We start from the raw sequence: 13,622 nt of genomic DNA, 5'->3' as shown, positions 1-13,622 counted from the left end.
GCGAAGAAGGTGAGCAGAATGGATCGTGCTGGGAAGGCCGGCGAATCGGAACAGCCACGTATTGTTGTGATTGGCGGAGGCACAGGACTGTCCGTCATGCTGCGGGGACTGAAGGAGAAGCCGCTTGATATAACTGCAATTGTTACCGTAGCCGATGACGGCGGAAGCTCCGGCATTCTTAGAAACGAGATGCAGATGCCTCCCCCGGGCGACATCCGCAACGTGTTGACGGCGCTTGCGGACGTGGAGCCGCTGCTGTCGCGTATGCTGTCGTACCGGTTTCAATCCGGAACGGGATTGGCCGGCCACAGTCTGGGTAACCTAATTCTTGCTTCCATGACGGATATTACCGGCGATTTCGTTACGGCGGTGCGTGAGATGAGCCGGGTGTTCGCCGTGCGCGGCAGAGTGCTGCCTGCGGCGAGCCACGGCACGGTGCTGAAGGCGGAGATGACGGACGGTACGGTCGTCGTCGGCGAGTCGAAGATTCCTAAGGCCGGCGGCCGCATCAAGCGTGTGTTCATCGAGCCGGTAGATATGCAGCCGCTCCCGGAAGCGATCGAGGCGATTCGGGATGCCGATGCGATTCTGGTCGGGCCGGGAAGTTTATATACGAGTATTTTGCCGAATCTGCTTGTTCCGGGGATTGCCGAAGAGATCATGAAGTCGGACGCGGTCAAGATGTTCATCTGCAACGTCATGACGCAGCCGGGCGAAACCGACGATTACTCCGTAAGCGATCATTTGCAAGCGATTCACGATCATGTCGGGCATCATCTATTTGATTATGTCATCGTGAACAATGGCGACATTCCGCCGCAGGTGCAGGCCCAGTATGCGGAGAAAGGCGCCAAAGCGGTACATCTGGATCTCGACAAAGTAACGAAGAAGGGGTACCAGGTTGTCGCCGACCGGCTTGTGTTGTTCCGTACGTATTTGCGCCATGACGCCGAGAGGCTTAGTGAGCATATCCATCAGTTAGTGGAAAGCTGGATAGATCGAAAGAGGTGAGTACCCGATGTCCTTTGCGGCTCAGACGAAGAAAGAGCTGACGATGGTTGAGGTTGGCGAGTGCTGCGAGAAGGCCGAGCTTTCGGCTCTGATTCGCATGAACGGCTCCGTACAGCTGACCAACCAGCGCATCATCTTGGATATTTCGACGGAGAACGCCGCCATTGCCAGACGGATTTACTCCCTGCTGAAGAAGACGTATCAGCTGCACACCGAGCTGCTGGTTCGCAAGAAGATGAGGCTGAAGAAAAACAATGTGTACATCGTACGCGTTCCGAACGGTGTGCAGGAGCTGCTGAAGGATTTGCAGATCGTTACGGAAGGGTTCCATTTTACACCGGGCATCGAAAAGGGTATTATAAAGAATAACTGCTGCAAACGATCTTATTTGCGCGGTGCATTTCTGGCCGGCGGTTCCGTCAATAACCCCGAAGGTTCGTCTTATCATCTCGAGATAGCATCCGCCTACGAGGAGCATTGTAACGCGCTCTGCCAGCTGGCCAACAAATTCAGCCTGAACGCTCGCTGCATCGAACGGAAGAAGGGCTACGTCCTCTACATCAAGGAAGGCGAGAAAATCATTCAATTCCTCAGCATTATCGGCGCGCATCAGGCGCTGCTGCGGTTTGAAGACGTTCGGATTATGAAGGATATGCGCAACTCGGTCAATCGCATCGTCAATTGCGAGACCGCCAACCTGAACAAGACGATCGGCGCCTCGGTGCGGCAGATCGATAATATCCGGCTGCTGCAGAAGGAAGTCGGACTTGAGAACCTGCCGGAGAAGCTGCGTGAAGTGGCTGAGATCCGGCTTCAGTATCCGGACATGAACCTTAAGGAAGTCGGGGATATGCTCAAGGGCAGCGTCAGCAAATCCGGCGTCAACCATCGTCTGCGCAAGATTGACGAGATGGCGGAGAAGCTGCGGAGCCAGGGTTGAAGTTTGTTCTAGTGCTATTTCCTGAAAAATGCTATAATATACGAAGCTAATGAAGTAGGGGGAATTGTTTCGATGTCGAGACGACCTGTAGTCGTGAAATTAAAGACCGGACTTCATGCCAGACCGGCGGCATTATTCGTTCAAGAGGCGAACAAGTTCTCATCGGAAATTTTCGTCGAGAAGGATGAGAAGAAGGTAAATGCGAAGAGCATCATGGGGATTATGAGTCTCGCTATTTCCTCAGGTACGGAAGTTCACATAAGTGCTGAAGGTTCGGACGCAGAGCAGGCTGTAAACGCTTTAGTCGCTCTCGTAAGCAAGGAAGAATTAGAAAATCAATAACGGCCGCTTGCGCGGCAGCGAAGCGAGTGTCGGAATTTTCGCGAATTGGGAATTATGTCAGATGTGCGCAACCTTTTCCGTGGAATTACGTCTAATTGACGTAGTTTAGGAAGAGGTTTTTTTGTTCCTGGTTTGGTAACGAGGCTATACGAATGGGAGAGGGAGACAAGGCATGATGAAGTGGAAGAAGAAGGCGGCGGCGCTGCTCTCGGCAGCGATGCTGCTGCAGCTGTTCGTTGTCGGCTCTGCGCAAGCGGTATCGACGACGACGGCGACGATCGTACTGTATTTGAACTCGGATACGGCGTATGTAAACACAACACAGGTCAAGCTAGGGGCTCCGGCGACGATCATTAATGGAAGCACCTATGTACCGGCCCGCTTCTTGGGTGAGGCGCTGGGCTTCAAGGTTGAATGGGACGCCGTTACAAACACGATCAGTATGGAGCCGGAGGACAATCGGATTGTCCTTGATCTGGTTCAGAAGAAGGTGTTCATTAACGGCAAGGAAGGACCGTTCGACGATTATGCGGCGATTGTGGACGGCAATCTTCTGGTCAAGCTGACCTGGGTTGCCGATTATATGGGGGCGAATTACACGTATAACGGCGATGTCGGCCGTGTGAGAATTACTTATGTGAAGCCTCCCGTCAGCGGGTACGTTGACGCCTACAGCAACAAGCCGGTTGCGAAATTCGTTACGGGCAAGCCGGAGTACCGCATCGGGGAACCGGTCAAGTATGTCGATCTGAGCTACGACCCGGACGCCGAAGGGATAGCCCAGCGCTATTGGCGGAATCGGGAAGAAGCGTTCTTCGAGCCGGGGACCTACTCCGTAACGCTGCAGGTGTACGACTACAAGGGGAATAAGAGCGCCGTCTATACGAACTATGTGAAGGTGACGGACGAAGTATTCTTGTCGAAGGATGAATATCCGCTCTACAAGAAGCCGATCGGTACGTCGTTCAAGACGAAGGGCAGCAAGCTGTTCGGCAATTATCACGGATTCCCTGAAGTTGCAAAGCAGGTCACGCAGCTCAAGGGCCGCAAACTTCTGGTCAGCGACAGTCCGGAAAATGTAGAGACGGAAGGTATCTTGTATCAGGATGTCGTGAACGGCAAGGCGCGGTTATACGCCGACCATATGAACATGACGAAGAAGCCGCTGGAGTTTGCCATCTTGGCGACGAACGACAGCGACAAGGAAGTGACCATCAAGACGACGAAGCGAGGGGAAGTATTCCCTTCGATCTATGCGATGCTGATCGGACGAGAGGCGTCGGTCGATTTCCTGATGGGGACTCCGGAAGAACGGACACTGGTCGTTCCGCCGAATTCGAGCGTCGTCTATTCGCAAATGCCGACCATGTATCCGGAGCAGGGAGTAAATCTGTTCTACGACCTGGAGACCGACGGTCCGGTGAAGATCACCTTCGCTGCGTCGCATACCAAAATTAAACCGGAAACCGTAGAAAGCACCTTGCCGCGACTTGGTTACAATGGAAACGTGCGCGGTACGTTCGATACGGCGGACATTCGTTGGGACGTCGATCTGAGCGGGTTGAATCAGCCGTCCATTCTTACGCTGGGAGACGGCAAATCGGACGTTTATGTTAACGGTTATGATGTGTTCCGCAAAGAGGCCGTCAACAATTACGGCAACTATGGCGTGAAATACGACATCCACATCTCGAATCCGAAGCCGATGGCGATATTGCTGATGGGCCTCGGGGGAAGCTTCGCGGGTGCCTTCAAGATCAACGGCGACTTCGCTCTGGTGCCGGAATCCGGCATATTGCCGCCGTTTGAGGAAGTGCAGCTGATTGGACGCACGGACGGTACGGAGAAGGATTTGCACATCGAGTTTACTCCGCCGGCGGGAACGTTCTTCCCGGCGGAATTGATCTTCTACCCGCTTGATACAACGAAGTGATTTGATTTGCGGACTGCTGCTTGCGGCAGCCGATAGAAGAAAGAAGGGTGGTCCCGGGGACCACCCTTCTTTCTTTATGGACAGCCTTCTGCGGCGTGGCTGAGCCCGGAATAGGGCAAACGATTATGGAACAAATCTACAGCGGGACTTGCCCTGCCGTATGCTCTATGGTATTCTTCATCGAAAGACAGCACGAGTCGACCTTCTGAAAGTAATACGGATAGGACATACTACTTCAAGTGAATAAAGGAGGCTGGAAGACTTATGTTGAGCGATAAGCTGTTGGACAAGCTGAACGATCAGATGAATTATGAATTTTATTCTTCTCAGGTGTATTTGGCTATCGCGGCGTACTGCGCTTCGGAAAGCTGGGACGGGTTTGCGAATTTCTTCATCGTTCAGGCGGAGGAAGAGAAGTTCCACGCAATGAAAATTTTCCGTTATATCAACACGCTGGGCAAGAGAGCTCATGTGACGGGGATGGAGCATCCGGAGAACCAGTACAGCTCGATCCTTAATGCATTTGAAACGGCCTATGAGCATGAACAGCTAGTAACCAAGCGCATTTATGAGCTGTCGGATCTTGCCTGGAACGAGCGAGAGCACGCTACGATCAATTTCCTGAAATGGTTTATCGACGAGCAGGTGGAGGAAGAGGCGACCTTCGATACGATCGTTCAGAAGCTCAAGCGGATCGATAAGGACAGCAATGCGTTCTACATGCTGGATGCGGAGCTGGCAACCCGCACATTCACGCCGCCGGCCGAATAAGCTTGTAGCCGCCGGGCCGCCGGCAGGACGCCATATAATGAAACAAGCCGCCCATTGGGCGGCTTTGTTGTGTTTAGATCTTGTCGATAACCTTGTCGATAAGGCCGTACTCTGCAGCTTCGGCAGCGCTCATAAAATTATCGCGGTCGGTGTCCTTCTCGATTTTCTCGAACGGCTGGCCGGTACGCTCCGAAAGGATGCGGTTAAGGTTGTCGCGCATCTTCAGAATCCGTTTCGCGCGGATCTCGATGTCGCTCGCTTGCCCTTCCGCACCGCCGAGCGGCTGGTGAATCATAACTTCGCTGTTCGGCAGCGCATAGCGTTTGCCTTTCGCGCCTGCGGCAAGCAGGAACGCGCCCATCGAAGCGGCCATGCCGACGCAGATCGTCGAGACGTCCGGCTTGATGAATTGCATCGTATCGAAAATCGCCATCCCCGCCGTAATCGATCCGCCCGGGGAATTGATGTACAAGCTGATGTCCTTATCCGGGTCCTGCGCCGCAAGGAACAGCATCTGAGCGATGATGGAGTTGGCCACCACGTCGTTAACAGGCGTTCCCAGGAAAATAATGCGGTCCTTCAGCAGCCGGGAGTAAATGTCGTACCCGCGCTCGCCGCGACCGTCTTGCTCGACAACCATAGGAATGAAACTCATCGCGATGACCTCCTTAATGTCACTAGGGTTGGATAACTTTAGGCCTTCTATACCTATGATAACGGAATATTTAACAAAGGTCAAGAAAGGTCAAACGTAGGTATAAAAAAATCTGGCTGTACCAGACTGGTTAGGTGATATAATGGCGCGCCCGAAGGGAATCGAACCCCTATCTCAGGCTCCGGAGGCCTACGTCATATCCATTGGACCACGGGCGCGTGCTGCGTATCAATTTCGTTGACAGCAAAAGTAATTATAGCGGGCTTGAACGAAAAAAGCAAGTCGAGAATTACAGTAACTTTTTTCCGAGGTTGGGTTTGCCATGCGGGCTTGATTGGAGTATAATAAACATGAAAGTACCGGGACTCAAAATGTATACGCGGGACACAATGCGGCCCATAAATGCAAGGTGAAGAGGAAGCGAGGCGGACGGGACTACATGCGTGAGATGCTGGATATTCAAAAGCAGCTCGTCCCCGACCTGCTCGACATCATGAACAAGCGGTACACGATCTTGCATCATGTCATGCTGTCCGGCTTGGTCGGCAGAAGGACATTGGCCGGTACGCTCGGGATGACGGAGCGGGTACTGCGGGGCGAGGCCGACTTCCTGAAAGCGCAAGGGCTCCTTGAAGTCGATGCGCTGGGGATGCGGATTACCGAAGCGGGCCGCAAGCTCGTCGAGAGCTTTCAGCCGCTGCTGCAGGAGACGTTCGGATTGACCGAGCTGGAGGAACGCATTCGCAGCCACTATGGGCTTAAACAAGTCATTGTAGTGCCTGGAGACTCCGATCAATCGCCTCATGCCAAAATGGAACTGGGGCGCGCAGGCGCGGGCGTCTTGCGGAAGATCGCAGGCAAAGATCCCGACGTCGTGATCGCCGTCGCAGGCGGCTCCACAATGGCTCACGTGGCCAACCATCTTACCTCGGCGGTGCCGCTGAAGGGGATCACCTTCGTGCCGGCTCGCGGCGGACTCGGCGAAAGCGTCGAGCTGCAGGCAAACACCGTGGCTTCAACGATGGCCAAGAAGATCGGCGGCCAATACCGGCTGCTCCACGTTCCCGATCATCTCAGCGAGGAAGCGTACCAGTCGCTAATGCTGGAAACGGGCATCGTCGAGATCATTCAAGTGATCCGGTCGGCTCGCATCGTGGTTCATGGGATCGGCAATGCTATGGTCATGGCTAGACGCCGTAAGGTCGACCAGGCGACGATCGATTCTCTTATGAACGACGGCGCTTTGGCAGAGGCGTTCGGTTATTATTTTGACCGGCAGGGTCAGGTCGTTCACAAGATGCCGACCATCGGGCTGCGTATCGAAGATATTCAGCAGATGGAGACGGTGATCGGCGTAGCCGGCGGCAAGAGCAAGGGCGAAGCGATCGCGGCGGTGCTCAGGTTCAGGCACGAGGACATTCTCGTGACCGACGAAGCGGCCGCTCTGGAGATTGCGGAACAGATGAAGCAAGAAGTTTAACGATGATGCCATCATGACGAGCCGCTCCAATACGTTCGGCCGTCTTGAAATAAACCTAAAATGATAGGTCTGGGAGGAATTTCGCAATGGTGAAAGTTGGTATTAACGGGTTTGGTCGTATTGGTCGTAACGTGTTCCGCGCAGCGCTGAACAATCCGGATGTACAGATCGTCGCTATCAACGATTTGACGGACGTTAACACGCTTGCCGCCCTGTTGAAGTACGACTCGACGCACGGCAGACTGAACGCTACGGTACAAGCTGGCGAAGGCGAACTGATCGTGAACGGCCGTTCCGTAAAAGTATTTGCAGAACGCGATCCGGGTGCACTGCCTTGGGGCGAGTATGGCGTAGAGATCGTCGTTGAATCGACTGGTATTTTCACTGCGAAGGAGAAGGCTGAGCTGCACCTGAAGGGCGGCGCTAAGAAGGTCATCATCTCCGCTCCTGCGACTAACGAAGATATCACGATCGTTATGGGCGTTAACGAAGACAAGTACGATCCGGCTGCTCACACGGTCATCTCCAACGCTTCCTGTACGACGAACTGCCTTGCTCCTTTCACGAAGGTGCTGAACGAGAAGTTCGGTATCGTAAAGGGCATGATGACAACAATTCACTCTTACACGAACGACCAGCAAGTGCTTGACCTGCCGCACAAGGACCTGCGCCGCGCTCGCGCCGCTGCAGAGAACATTATCCCATCCTCGACAGGCGCAGCGAAGGCGATCGGCCTCGTGCTTCCTGAGCTGAAGGGCAAGCTGAACGGCATGTCGTTCCGCGTACCTACACCGAACGTTTCCGTTACGGACCTCGTAGCCGAGATGAAGGTTAACGTTACAGTTGACGAAGTAAACCAGGCGCTGAAGGAAGCTGCTGAAGGCCCGCTGAAGGGTATCATGAACTATTCCGACGAGCCGCTCGTATCCCGCGACTACAATGGTGACCCGGCTTCCTCCACGATCGACGCGCTGTCGACAATGGTTGTAGAAGGCAACATGCTGAAGGTCGTTTCCTGGTACGACAACGAGTGGGGCTACTCCAACCGCGTCGTTGACCTCGCTAAATATATCGCTTCGAAAGGTCTGTAAGCAGTCGGTGACCGGTACCACTGCGGATCGAATATGAGGGTTACTTTATATTCATCCTCCGTGTCACCTTTCACGACAGCTTAATATGGCAGCTAGTACAACAGAAAGAGGAGAAGAAATTCTCCTCTTTCCCATGTGCCCACCCAGCTTTATTCAAGCTGAGCACTACGTTTCGATTCTTGCAAGGCGCAGCAGAGGATGCTGTAGGGACGTAGAGTTTACCTGCCGCTTTTGCGTTCTTCCGCTAAGGCGGAATCAGAGGACGCGATTTCAAGAGAGGCCGCAGTCCCTATGGCAATCCGCCGCGCAGCCCAGCGAGATATTTCCGCCAAGGAGTGAGAGAATTGAATAAAAAATCCGTTAGAGATATCGATGTAGCCGGCAAAAAAGTGTTCGTCCGCGTAGACTTCAACGTACCGCTCGAGAACGGTGCAATCACCGACGACACGCGTATTCGTGAAACGCTGCCAACCATCAACTACCTGATCGAGAAGGGCGCGAAGGTTATCCTGGCAAGCCACCTCGGCCGTCCGAACGGTGAGTTCGTCGACAGCCTCCGTCTGACTCCGGTTGCCGCTCGTCTGTCCGAGCTGCTCGGCAAGCCGGTTGCAAAAGCTGACGAAGCCGTTGGCGACGCTGTCAAGGCGAAGGCTGACGTTCTGAATAACGGTGACGTACTGCTGCTTGAGAACGTACGCTTCTACCCGGGCGAAGAGAAGAACGATCCGGAGCTCGCGAAGCAGTTCGCTGCGCTGGCTGACGTGTTCGTCAACGACGCTTTCGGCGCCGCTCACCGCGCACATGCTTCGACGGAGGGCATCGCTCACTTCCTGCCGGCTGTCGGCGGGCTGCTTATGGAGAAAGAGCTTGACGTACTCGGCAAGGCGCTGCGTAACCCTGAGCGTCCGTTCACAGCGATTGTCGGCGGCTCCAAGGTGAAAGATAAAATCGGCGTTATCGAGAACCTGCTCAAGATTGCCGACAACATCATTATCGGCGGCGGTCTATCCTACACGTTCCTGAAGGCGCAAGGCTATGAAATCGGCAAATCCCTGCTCGACAAAGACCGTCTGGAGCTGAGCCTGTCGTTCATTGAGAAAGCCAAGGAGAGCGGCGTGAACTTCTTGCTTCCGGTCGACATCGTCGTTACTGACGATTTCAGTGCCGATGCAAACACGCAAATCGTCGGCATCGACGGCATCCCGGCTGACTGGGAAGGCATCGACATCGGACCGAAAACGCGCGAAATCTATGCGGATGTCATCAAGTCCTCGAAGCTGGTCGTGTGGAACGGACCGATGGGCGTATTCGAGATCGAGCCTTTCTCCCACGGTACACGCGCAGTAGCTCAAGCTTGTGCCGAGGCTGAAGGCTATACGGTTATCGGCGGCGGCGACTCGGCTGCTGCAGCGGAGAAGTTCGGCCTCGCCGACAAGATGGATCACATCTCCACAGGCGGCGGAGCTTCCCTGGAGTTCATGGAAGGCAAAGCTCTGCCGGGCGTCGTTGCTCTGCAAGATAAATAATATACAGAGATAAACAAAGCAATATCGGATAGAAGTACCCAAAACAAATAAAAGCGGTAGGTGTAACGATGAGCAGACAACCGATTATCGCAGGCAACTGGAAAATGTTCAAGACGGTTTCCGAAGCCGTCACGTTCGTTAACGAGGTGAAGGGCAAGGCGGAAGTAAACGGCGTCGAGAGCGTCATCTGTGCGCCGTTCACGAACCTGCCGGCACTTGTTGAAGCCGTTAAGGGCACTACGCTGAAGATCGGCGCGCAAAACCTGCACTGGGAAGACAACGGCGCGTTCACCGGCGAGATCAGCGGCGTGCAGCTGAAGGACCTCGGCGTGCAGTACGTGATCATCGGCCACTCCGAGCGCCGTGCATATTTTGCAGAGACTGACGAGACTGTAAACAAGAAGACGCATGCCGCGTTCAAGCATGGTCTGACTCCGATCGTTTGCGTCGGCGAGAAGCTGGAAGAGCGCGAAGCCGATCAGACGAAAGAAGTATGCCGCGTGCAGACGGAAGCTCTGTTCCAAGGGCTGTCCGCCGAGCAAGCTGCACAAGTCGTCATCGCTTACGAGCCGATCTGGGCGATCGGTACGGGCAAATCGTCGACAGCCGACGATGCGAACGAGGTGATCGGTTACATTCGCAGCGTAGTAGCGGGACTGTACGACGAAGCGACTGCGGAGAAGGTTCGCATTCAATACGGCGGCTCCGTGAAGCCGGGCAACATTCGCGAGTACATGAGCATGCCGCACATCGACGGTGCCTTGGTCGGCGGAGCAAGCCTGGAGCCTGCTTCCTACATCCAGCTCGTCGAGGGGGCGAAGTAAGATGTCGAGACCGAAACCGGTAGCGCTCATTATTTTGGACGGGTTCGGCCTGCGCAGCGAGGAGTTCGGCAATGCTGTCGCTCATGCGAAGAAGCCGAATTACGACCGGTATTGGAACACGTTCCCGCACACGACGCTCACCGCTTGCGGCGAAGCCGTCGGCTTGCCGGAAGGCCAGATGGGCAACTCCGAAGTCGGCCATCTGAACATCGGGGCGGGACGGATCGTGTACCAGGATTTGACCCGGATCTCGAAGTCGATCCGCGACGGCGATTTCTTCGAGAACGATACGCTGCTCGGCGCGATCCGCCATGCGAAGGACAACGGCAAGAAGCTGCACCTGTACGGCTTGCTGTCCGACGGCGGCGTGCATAGCCATATCGATCATTTGTTCGCGCTGCTCGAGCTGTGCAAGCGCGAGAGCTTTAACGACGTTTACATTCACGCGTTCCTTGACGGGCGCGACGTCGCTCCGGACAGCGCGAAGTCGTACCTGGAGCGACTCGTGGCGAAGATCGACGAATTAGGCGTCGGCCATATCGCCACCGTACAGGGCCGCTATTACGCGATGGACCGCGACAAGCGGTGGGAGCGTGTGGAGAAGGCGTACCGTGCTATGGTGTACGGAGAAGGTCCTCAATACACGGACCCGATAGCGGCCGTAACCGAATCGTATGAGAAATCGGTATTCGACGAGTTCGTCATGCCGACGGTAATCGTAGGTGAAGACGGCAAGCCGGTCGGGCTCGTTGAGTCCGAGGATGCAGTCGTATTTTACAACTTCCGTCCGGACCGGGCGATCCAGCTCTCCCAGGTATTCACGAACGAAGACTTCCGCGGCTTCGACCGCGGCGATAAGTGTCCGAAGGGACTTTATTTCGTCGCTTTAACGCTGTTTAGCGAAACTGTTGGCGGTTATGTTGCATACAAGCCTAAGAACTTAGATAATACATTTGGAGAAGTTGTCGCGCAGGCGGGGCTGAAGCAGCTGCGAATTGCCGAGACGGAGAAGTATCCGCACGTAACGTTCTTCTTCAGCGGCGGCCGTGACGTAGAGCTCCCCGGCGAGACGCGGATTCTCATTCCGTCTCCGAAGGTGGCGACGTACGATCTGCAGCCGGAAATGAGCGCTTATGAGGTTGCCGAAGCGGCGGTGAAGGAAATTGAGGCGGAGCGTCAAGACGCGATCATCCTCAACTTCGCTAATCCGGACATGGTCGGCCACTCGGGGCTGCTCGAGCCAACGGTGAAAGCGATCGAAGCGACGGACGAATGCCTCGGGCGCGTCGTCGAAGCGGTTCTGGCCAAGGGTGGCGTCGTGTGCATCACGGCCGACCACGGCAACGCCGACATCGTGACGAATCCGGACGGCTCGCGCAATACCGCGCATACGACCAATCCGGTTCCGTTCATCGTGACGAAGCAAGGCGTAACGCTGCGCGAAGACGGTATCCTGGCGGACATCGCTCCAACGCTGCTTGAGCTGCTGCAGCTGAAGCCGTCTGCGGAAATGACAGGCAAGTCGATTATCCAATCCTAAACCAGTAGAAGGAGTGTTAACCGTACCATGACATTGATTGCTGACGTACATGCCCGCGAAGTGCTTGATTCCCGCGGCAACCCGACTGTAGAAGTAGAAGTTTACCTCGACTCCGGCGTAATGGGCCGTGCCATCGTTCCATCCGGCGCATCCACGGGCGCACACGAAGCTGTTGAGCTTCGCGACGGCGATAAAGGCCGCTACCTGGGTAAAGGCGTACTGAAAGCCGTAGAGAACGTGAACGAGATCATCGCTCCGGAAATCATCGGCCTCGACGCTCTGGACCAAGTCGGCATCGACAAGAAAATGATCGAGCTCGACGGCACGCCGAACAAAGGCAAGCTGGGCGCAAACGCCATCCTCGCGGTATCGATGGCTGTTGCTCGTGCTGCAGCTGAAGCTGTAGAGCTTCCACTGTATACATACCTAGGCGGCTTCAACGCGAAGCAGCTTCCGGTTCCGATGATGAACATCATCAACGGCGGCGCTCATGCCGACAACAACGTTGACGTTCAAGAGTTCATGGTACTGCCTGTTGGCGCTCCTAGCTTCAAAGAAGCGCTTCGTATGGGCGCGGAAATTTTCCACAACCTGAAGTCCGTTCTGAAGGGCAAAGGCCTGAACACGGCTGTAGGCGACGAAGGCGGCTTTGCTCCGAACCTGAGCTCCAACGAAGACGCGATCCAAACGATCATCGAAGCGATCGAGAAAGCCGGCTATAAGCCGGGCGTCGACGTTTTCCTGGGCATGGACGTTGCTTCCACCGAGTTCTTCAAAGACGGCAAGTACCACCTCGAAGGCGAAGGCAAATCCTTCACGCCGGCCGAGTTCGTTGACCTGCTTGCAATCTGGGTTGACAAGTACCCGATCATCACGATCGAAGACGGCTGCTCCGAGGACGATTGGGAAGGCTGGAAGCTGCTGACTGAGAAGCTGGGCGGCCGCGTACAGCTCGTCGGCGACGACCTGTTCGTAACGAACACATCCCGCCTGTCGACAGGCATCGAGCAAGGCATCGGCAACTCGATCCTGATCAAGGTTAACCAAATCGGTACGCTGACGGAGACATTCGACGCGATCGAAATGGCGAAGCGCGCAGGCTACACGGCTGTCATCTCCCACCGTTCCGGCGAGAGCGAAGACAGCACGATCGCTGACATCGCGGTTGCTACGAACGCAGGCCAAATCAAGACGGGGGCACCTTCCCGTACGGACCGCGTTGCCAAGTACAACCAGCTGCTGCGCATCGAAGACGAGCTGCAATCCGTTGCACAGTACGCAAGCAAGCAAGCATTCTACAACCTCCGTAACTTCAAGTAAGATTAGTGAACAGGCTGCGTTTATGCGCGGCCTGTTTTTTTGTGGTAAATAAGGCGGCGGCCAGTGGGGCTCGACTGGGCGGGTAGGTGGGCAAATAAGGTGAAGGGGCGTTGTTACAGGTGGTAAGTCGGCTGGGCGGGCGCAACAAGGACCGAAATGGCGTTGTTGCAGGTGGTAAGTCGGTAGGGC

General features: G+C 55.1%; 12 protein-coding genes and 1 tRNA gene. 11 read left to right on the top strand and 2 right to left on the bottom strand.

Annotated features, from left to right (window positions below; genetic code table 11):
• Positions 1–18 precede the first annotated feature (18 nt).
• From mgfK to ACFFK0_RS05185, 5 genes are all read left to right on the top strand, one after another.
• On the top strand, positions 19–1,011 hold the full coding sequence (gene mgfK / locus ACFFK0_RS05205; protein WP_377468876.1) for a gluconeogenesis morphogenetic factor MgfK: 993 nt from the start codon (positions 19–21) through the stop codon (positions 1,009–1,011).
• A gap of 7 nt (positions 1,012–1,018) precedes the next feature.
• Positions 1,019–1,951: a DNA-binding protein WhiA gene (whiA, locus tag ACFFK0_RS05200; RefSeq protein WP_377468875.1), complete on the top strand. Its 933-nt coding sequence runs from the start codon at positions 1,019–1,021 to the stop codon at positions 1,949–1,951.
• 72 nt (positions 1,952–2,023) lie between these two features.
• The gene (locus ACFFK0_RS05195) at positions 2,024–2,293 is read left to right on the top strand and encodes an HPr family phosphocarrier protein (RefSeq protein ID WP_377468873.1); all 270 of its coding nucleotides are present in this window, start codon (positions 2,024–2,026) and stop codon (positions 2,291–2,293) included.
• A gap of 172 nt (positions 2,294–2,465) precedes the next feature.
• On the top strand, positions 2,466–4,226 hold the full coding sequence (locus ACFFK0_RS05190; RefSeq protein ID WP_377468872.1) for a copper amine oxidase N-terminal domain-containing protein: 1,761 nt from the start codon (positions 2,466–2,468) through the stop codon (positions 4,224–4,226).
• Positions 4,227–4,490: 264 nt separating this feature from the next.
• Complete coding sequence (locus ACFFK0_RS05185; protein ID WP_377468871.1) at positions 4,491–4,997, top strand: ferritin; 507 nt, start codon at positions 4,491–4,493, stop codon at positions 4,995–4,997.
• A gap of 73 nt (positions 4,998–5,070) precedes the next feature.
• On the opposite strand, the gene clpP is transcribed toward ACFFK0_RS05185, so the two are convergent.
• Together clpP and ACFFK0_RS05175 are read right to left on the bottom strand one after the other, a co-directional pair.
• Complete coding sequence (gene clpP, locus ACFFK0_RS05180) at positions 5,071–5,652, bottom strand: ATP-dependent Clp endopeptidase proteolytic subunit ClpP (protein WP_377468869.1); 582 nt, start codon at positions 5,650–5,652, stop codon at positions 5,071–5,073.
• 143 nt (positions 5,653–5,795) lie between these two features.
• Positions 5,796–5,870, bottom strand: a tRNA-Arg gene (locus tag ACFFK0_RS05175).
• 221 nt (positions 5,871–6,091) lie between these two features.
• On the opposite strand from ACFFK0_RS05175, the gene ACFFK0_RS05170 reads away from it, so the two are divergent.
• From ACFFK0_RS05170 to eno, 6 genes are all read left to right on the top strand, one after another.
• Entirely contained in the window at positions 6,092–7,132 is a 1,041-nt protein-coding gene (locus ACFFK0_RS05170) for a sugar-binding transcriptional regulator (RefSeq protein WP_377468867.1), read from the top strand.
• An 86-nt stretch (positions 7,133–7,218) separates the two neighbouring features.
• Positions 7,219–8,223 (top strand): type I glyceraldehyde-3-phosphate dehydrogenase, encoded by a 1,005-nt coding sequence (gap, locus tag ACFFK0_RS05165; RefSeq protein ID WP_377468866.1) that lies wholly within the window; start codon positions 7,219–7,221, stop codon positions 8,221–8,223.
• Between the two features lie 344 nt (positions 8,224–8,567).
• Positions 8,568–9,749, top strand: coding sequence for a phosphoglycerate kinase (locus ACFFK0_RS05160; RefSeq protein WP_377468864.1), 1,182 nt, complete (start codon positions 8,568–8,570; stop codon positions 9,747–9,749).
• A 68-nt stretch (positions 9,750–9,817) separates the two neighbouring features.
• Positions 9,818–10,573 carry a triose-phosphate isomerase gene (gene tpiA / locus ACFFK0_RS05155; protein ID WP_377468863.1) on the top strand — a complete coding sequence of 252 codons (756 nt, stop codon included), beginning with the start codon at positions 9,818–9,820 and terminating at the stop codon, positions 10,571–10,573.
• 1 nt (position 10,574) lies between these two features.
• Positions 10,575–12,113, top strand: coding sequence for a 2,3-bisphosphoglycerate-independent phosphoglycerate mutase (gene gpmI / locus ACFFK0_RS05150; RefSeq protein WP_377468861.1), 1,539 nt, complete (start codon positions 10,575–10,577; stop codon positions 12,111–12,113).
• A 27-nt stretch (positions 12,114–12,140) separates the two neighbouring features.
• Positions 12,141–13,433, top strand: a complete 1,293-nt coding sequence (gene eno, locus ACFFK0_RS05145) for a phosphopyruvate hydratase (protein WP_377468860.1) — start codon at positions 12,141–12,143, stop codon at positions 13,431–13,433.
• Positions 13,434–13,622 lie beyond the last annotated feature (189 nt).

Source organism: Paenibacillus chartarius (assembly GCF_042432825.1).
GTDB classification, from domain to species: Bacteria; Bacillota; Bacilli; order Paenibacillales; family NBRC-103111; genus Gordoniibacillus; species Gordoniibacillus chartarius.
The sequence above is the reverse complement of the archived record's forward strand: the minus strand, read 5'-3'. Positions and strand labels throughout refer to the sequence as shown.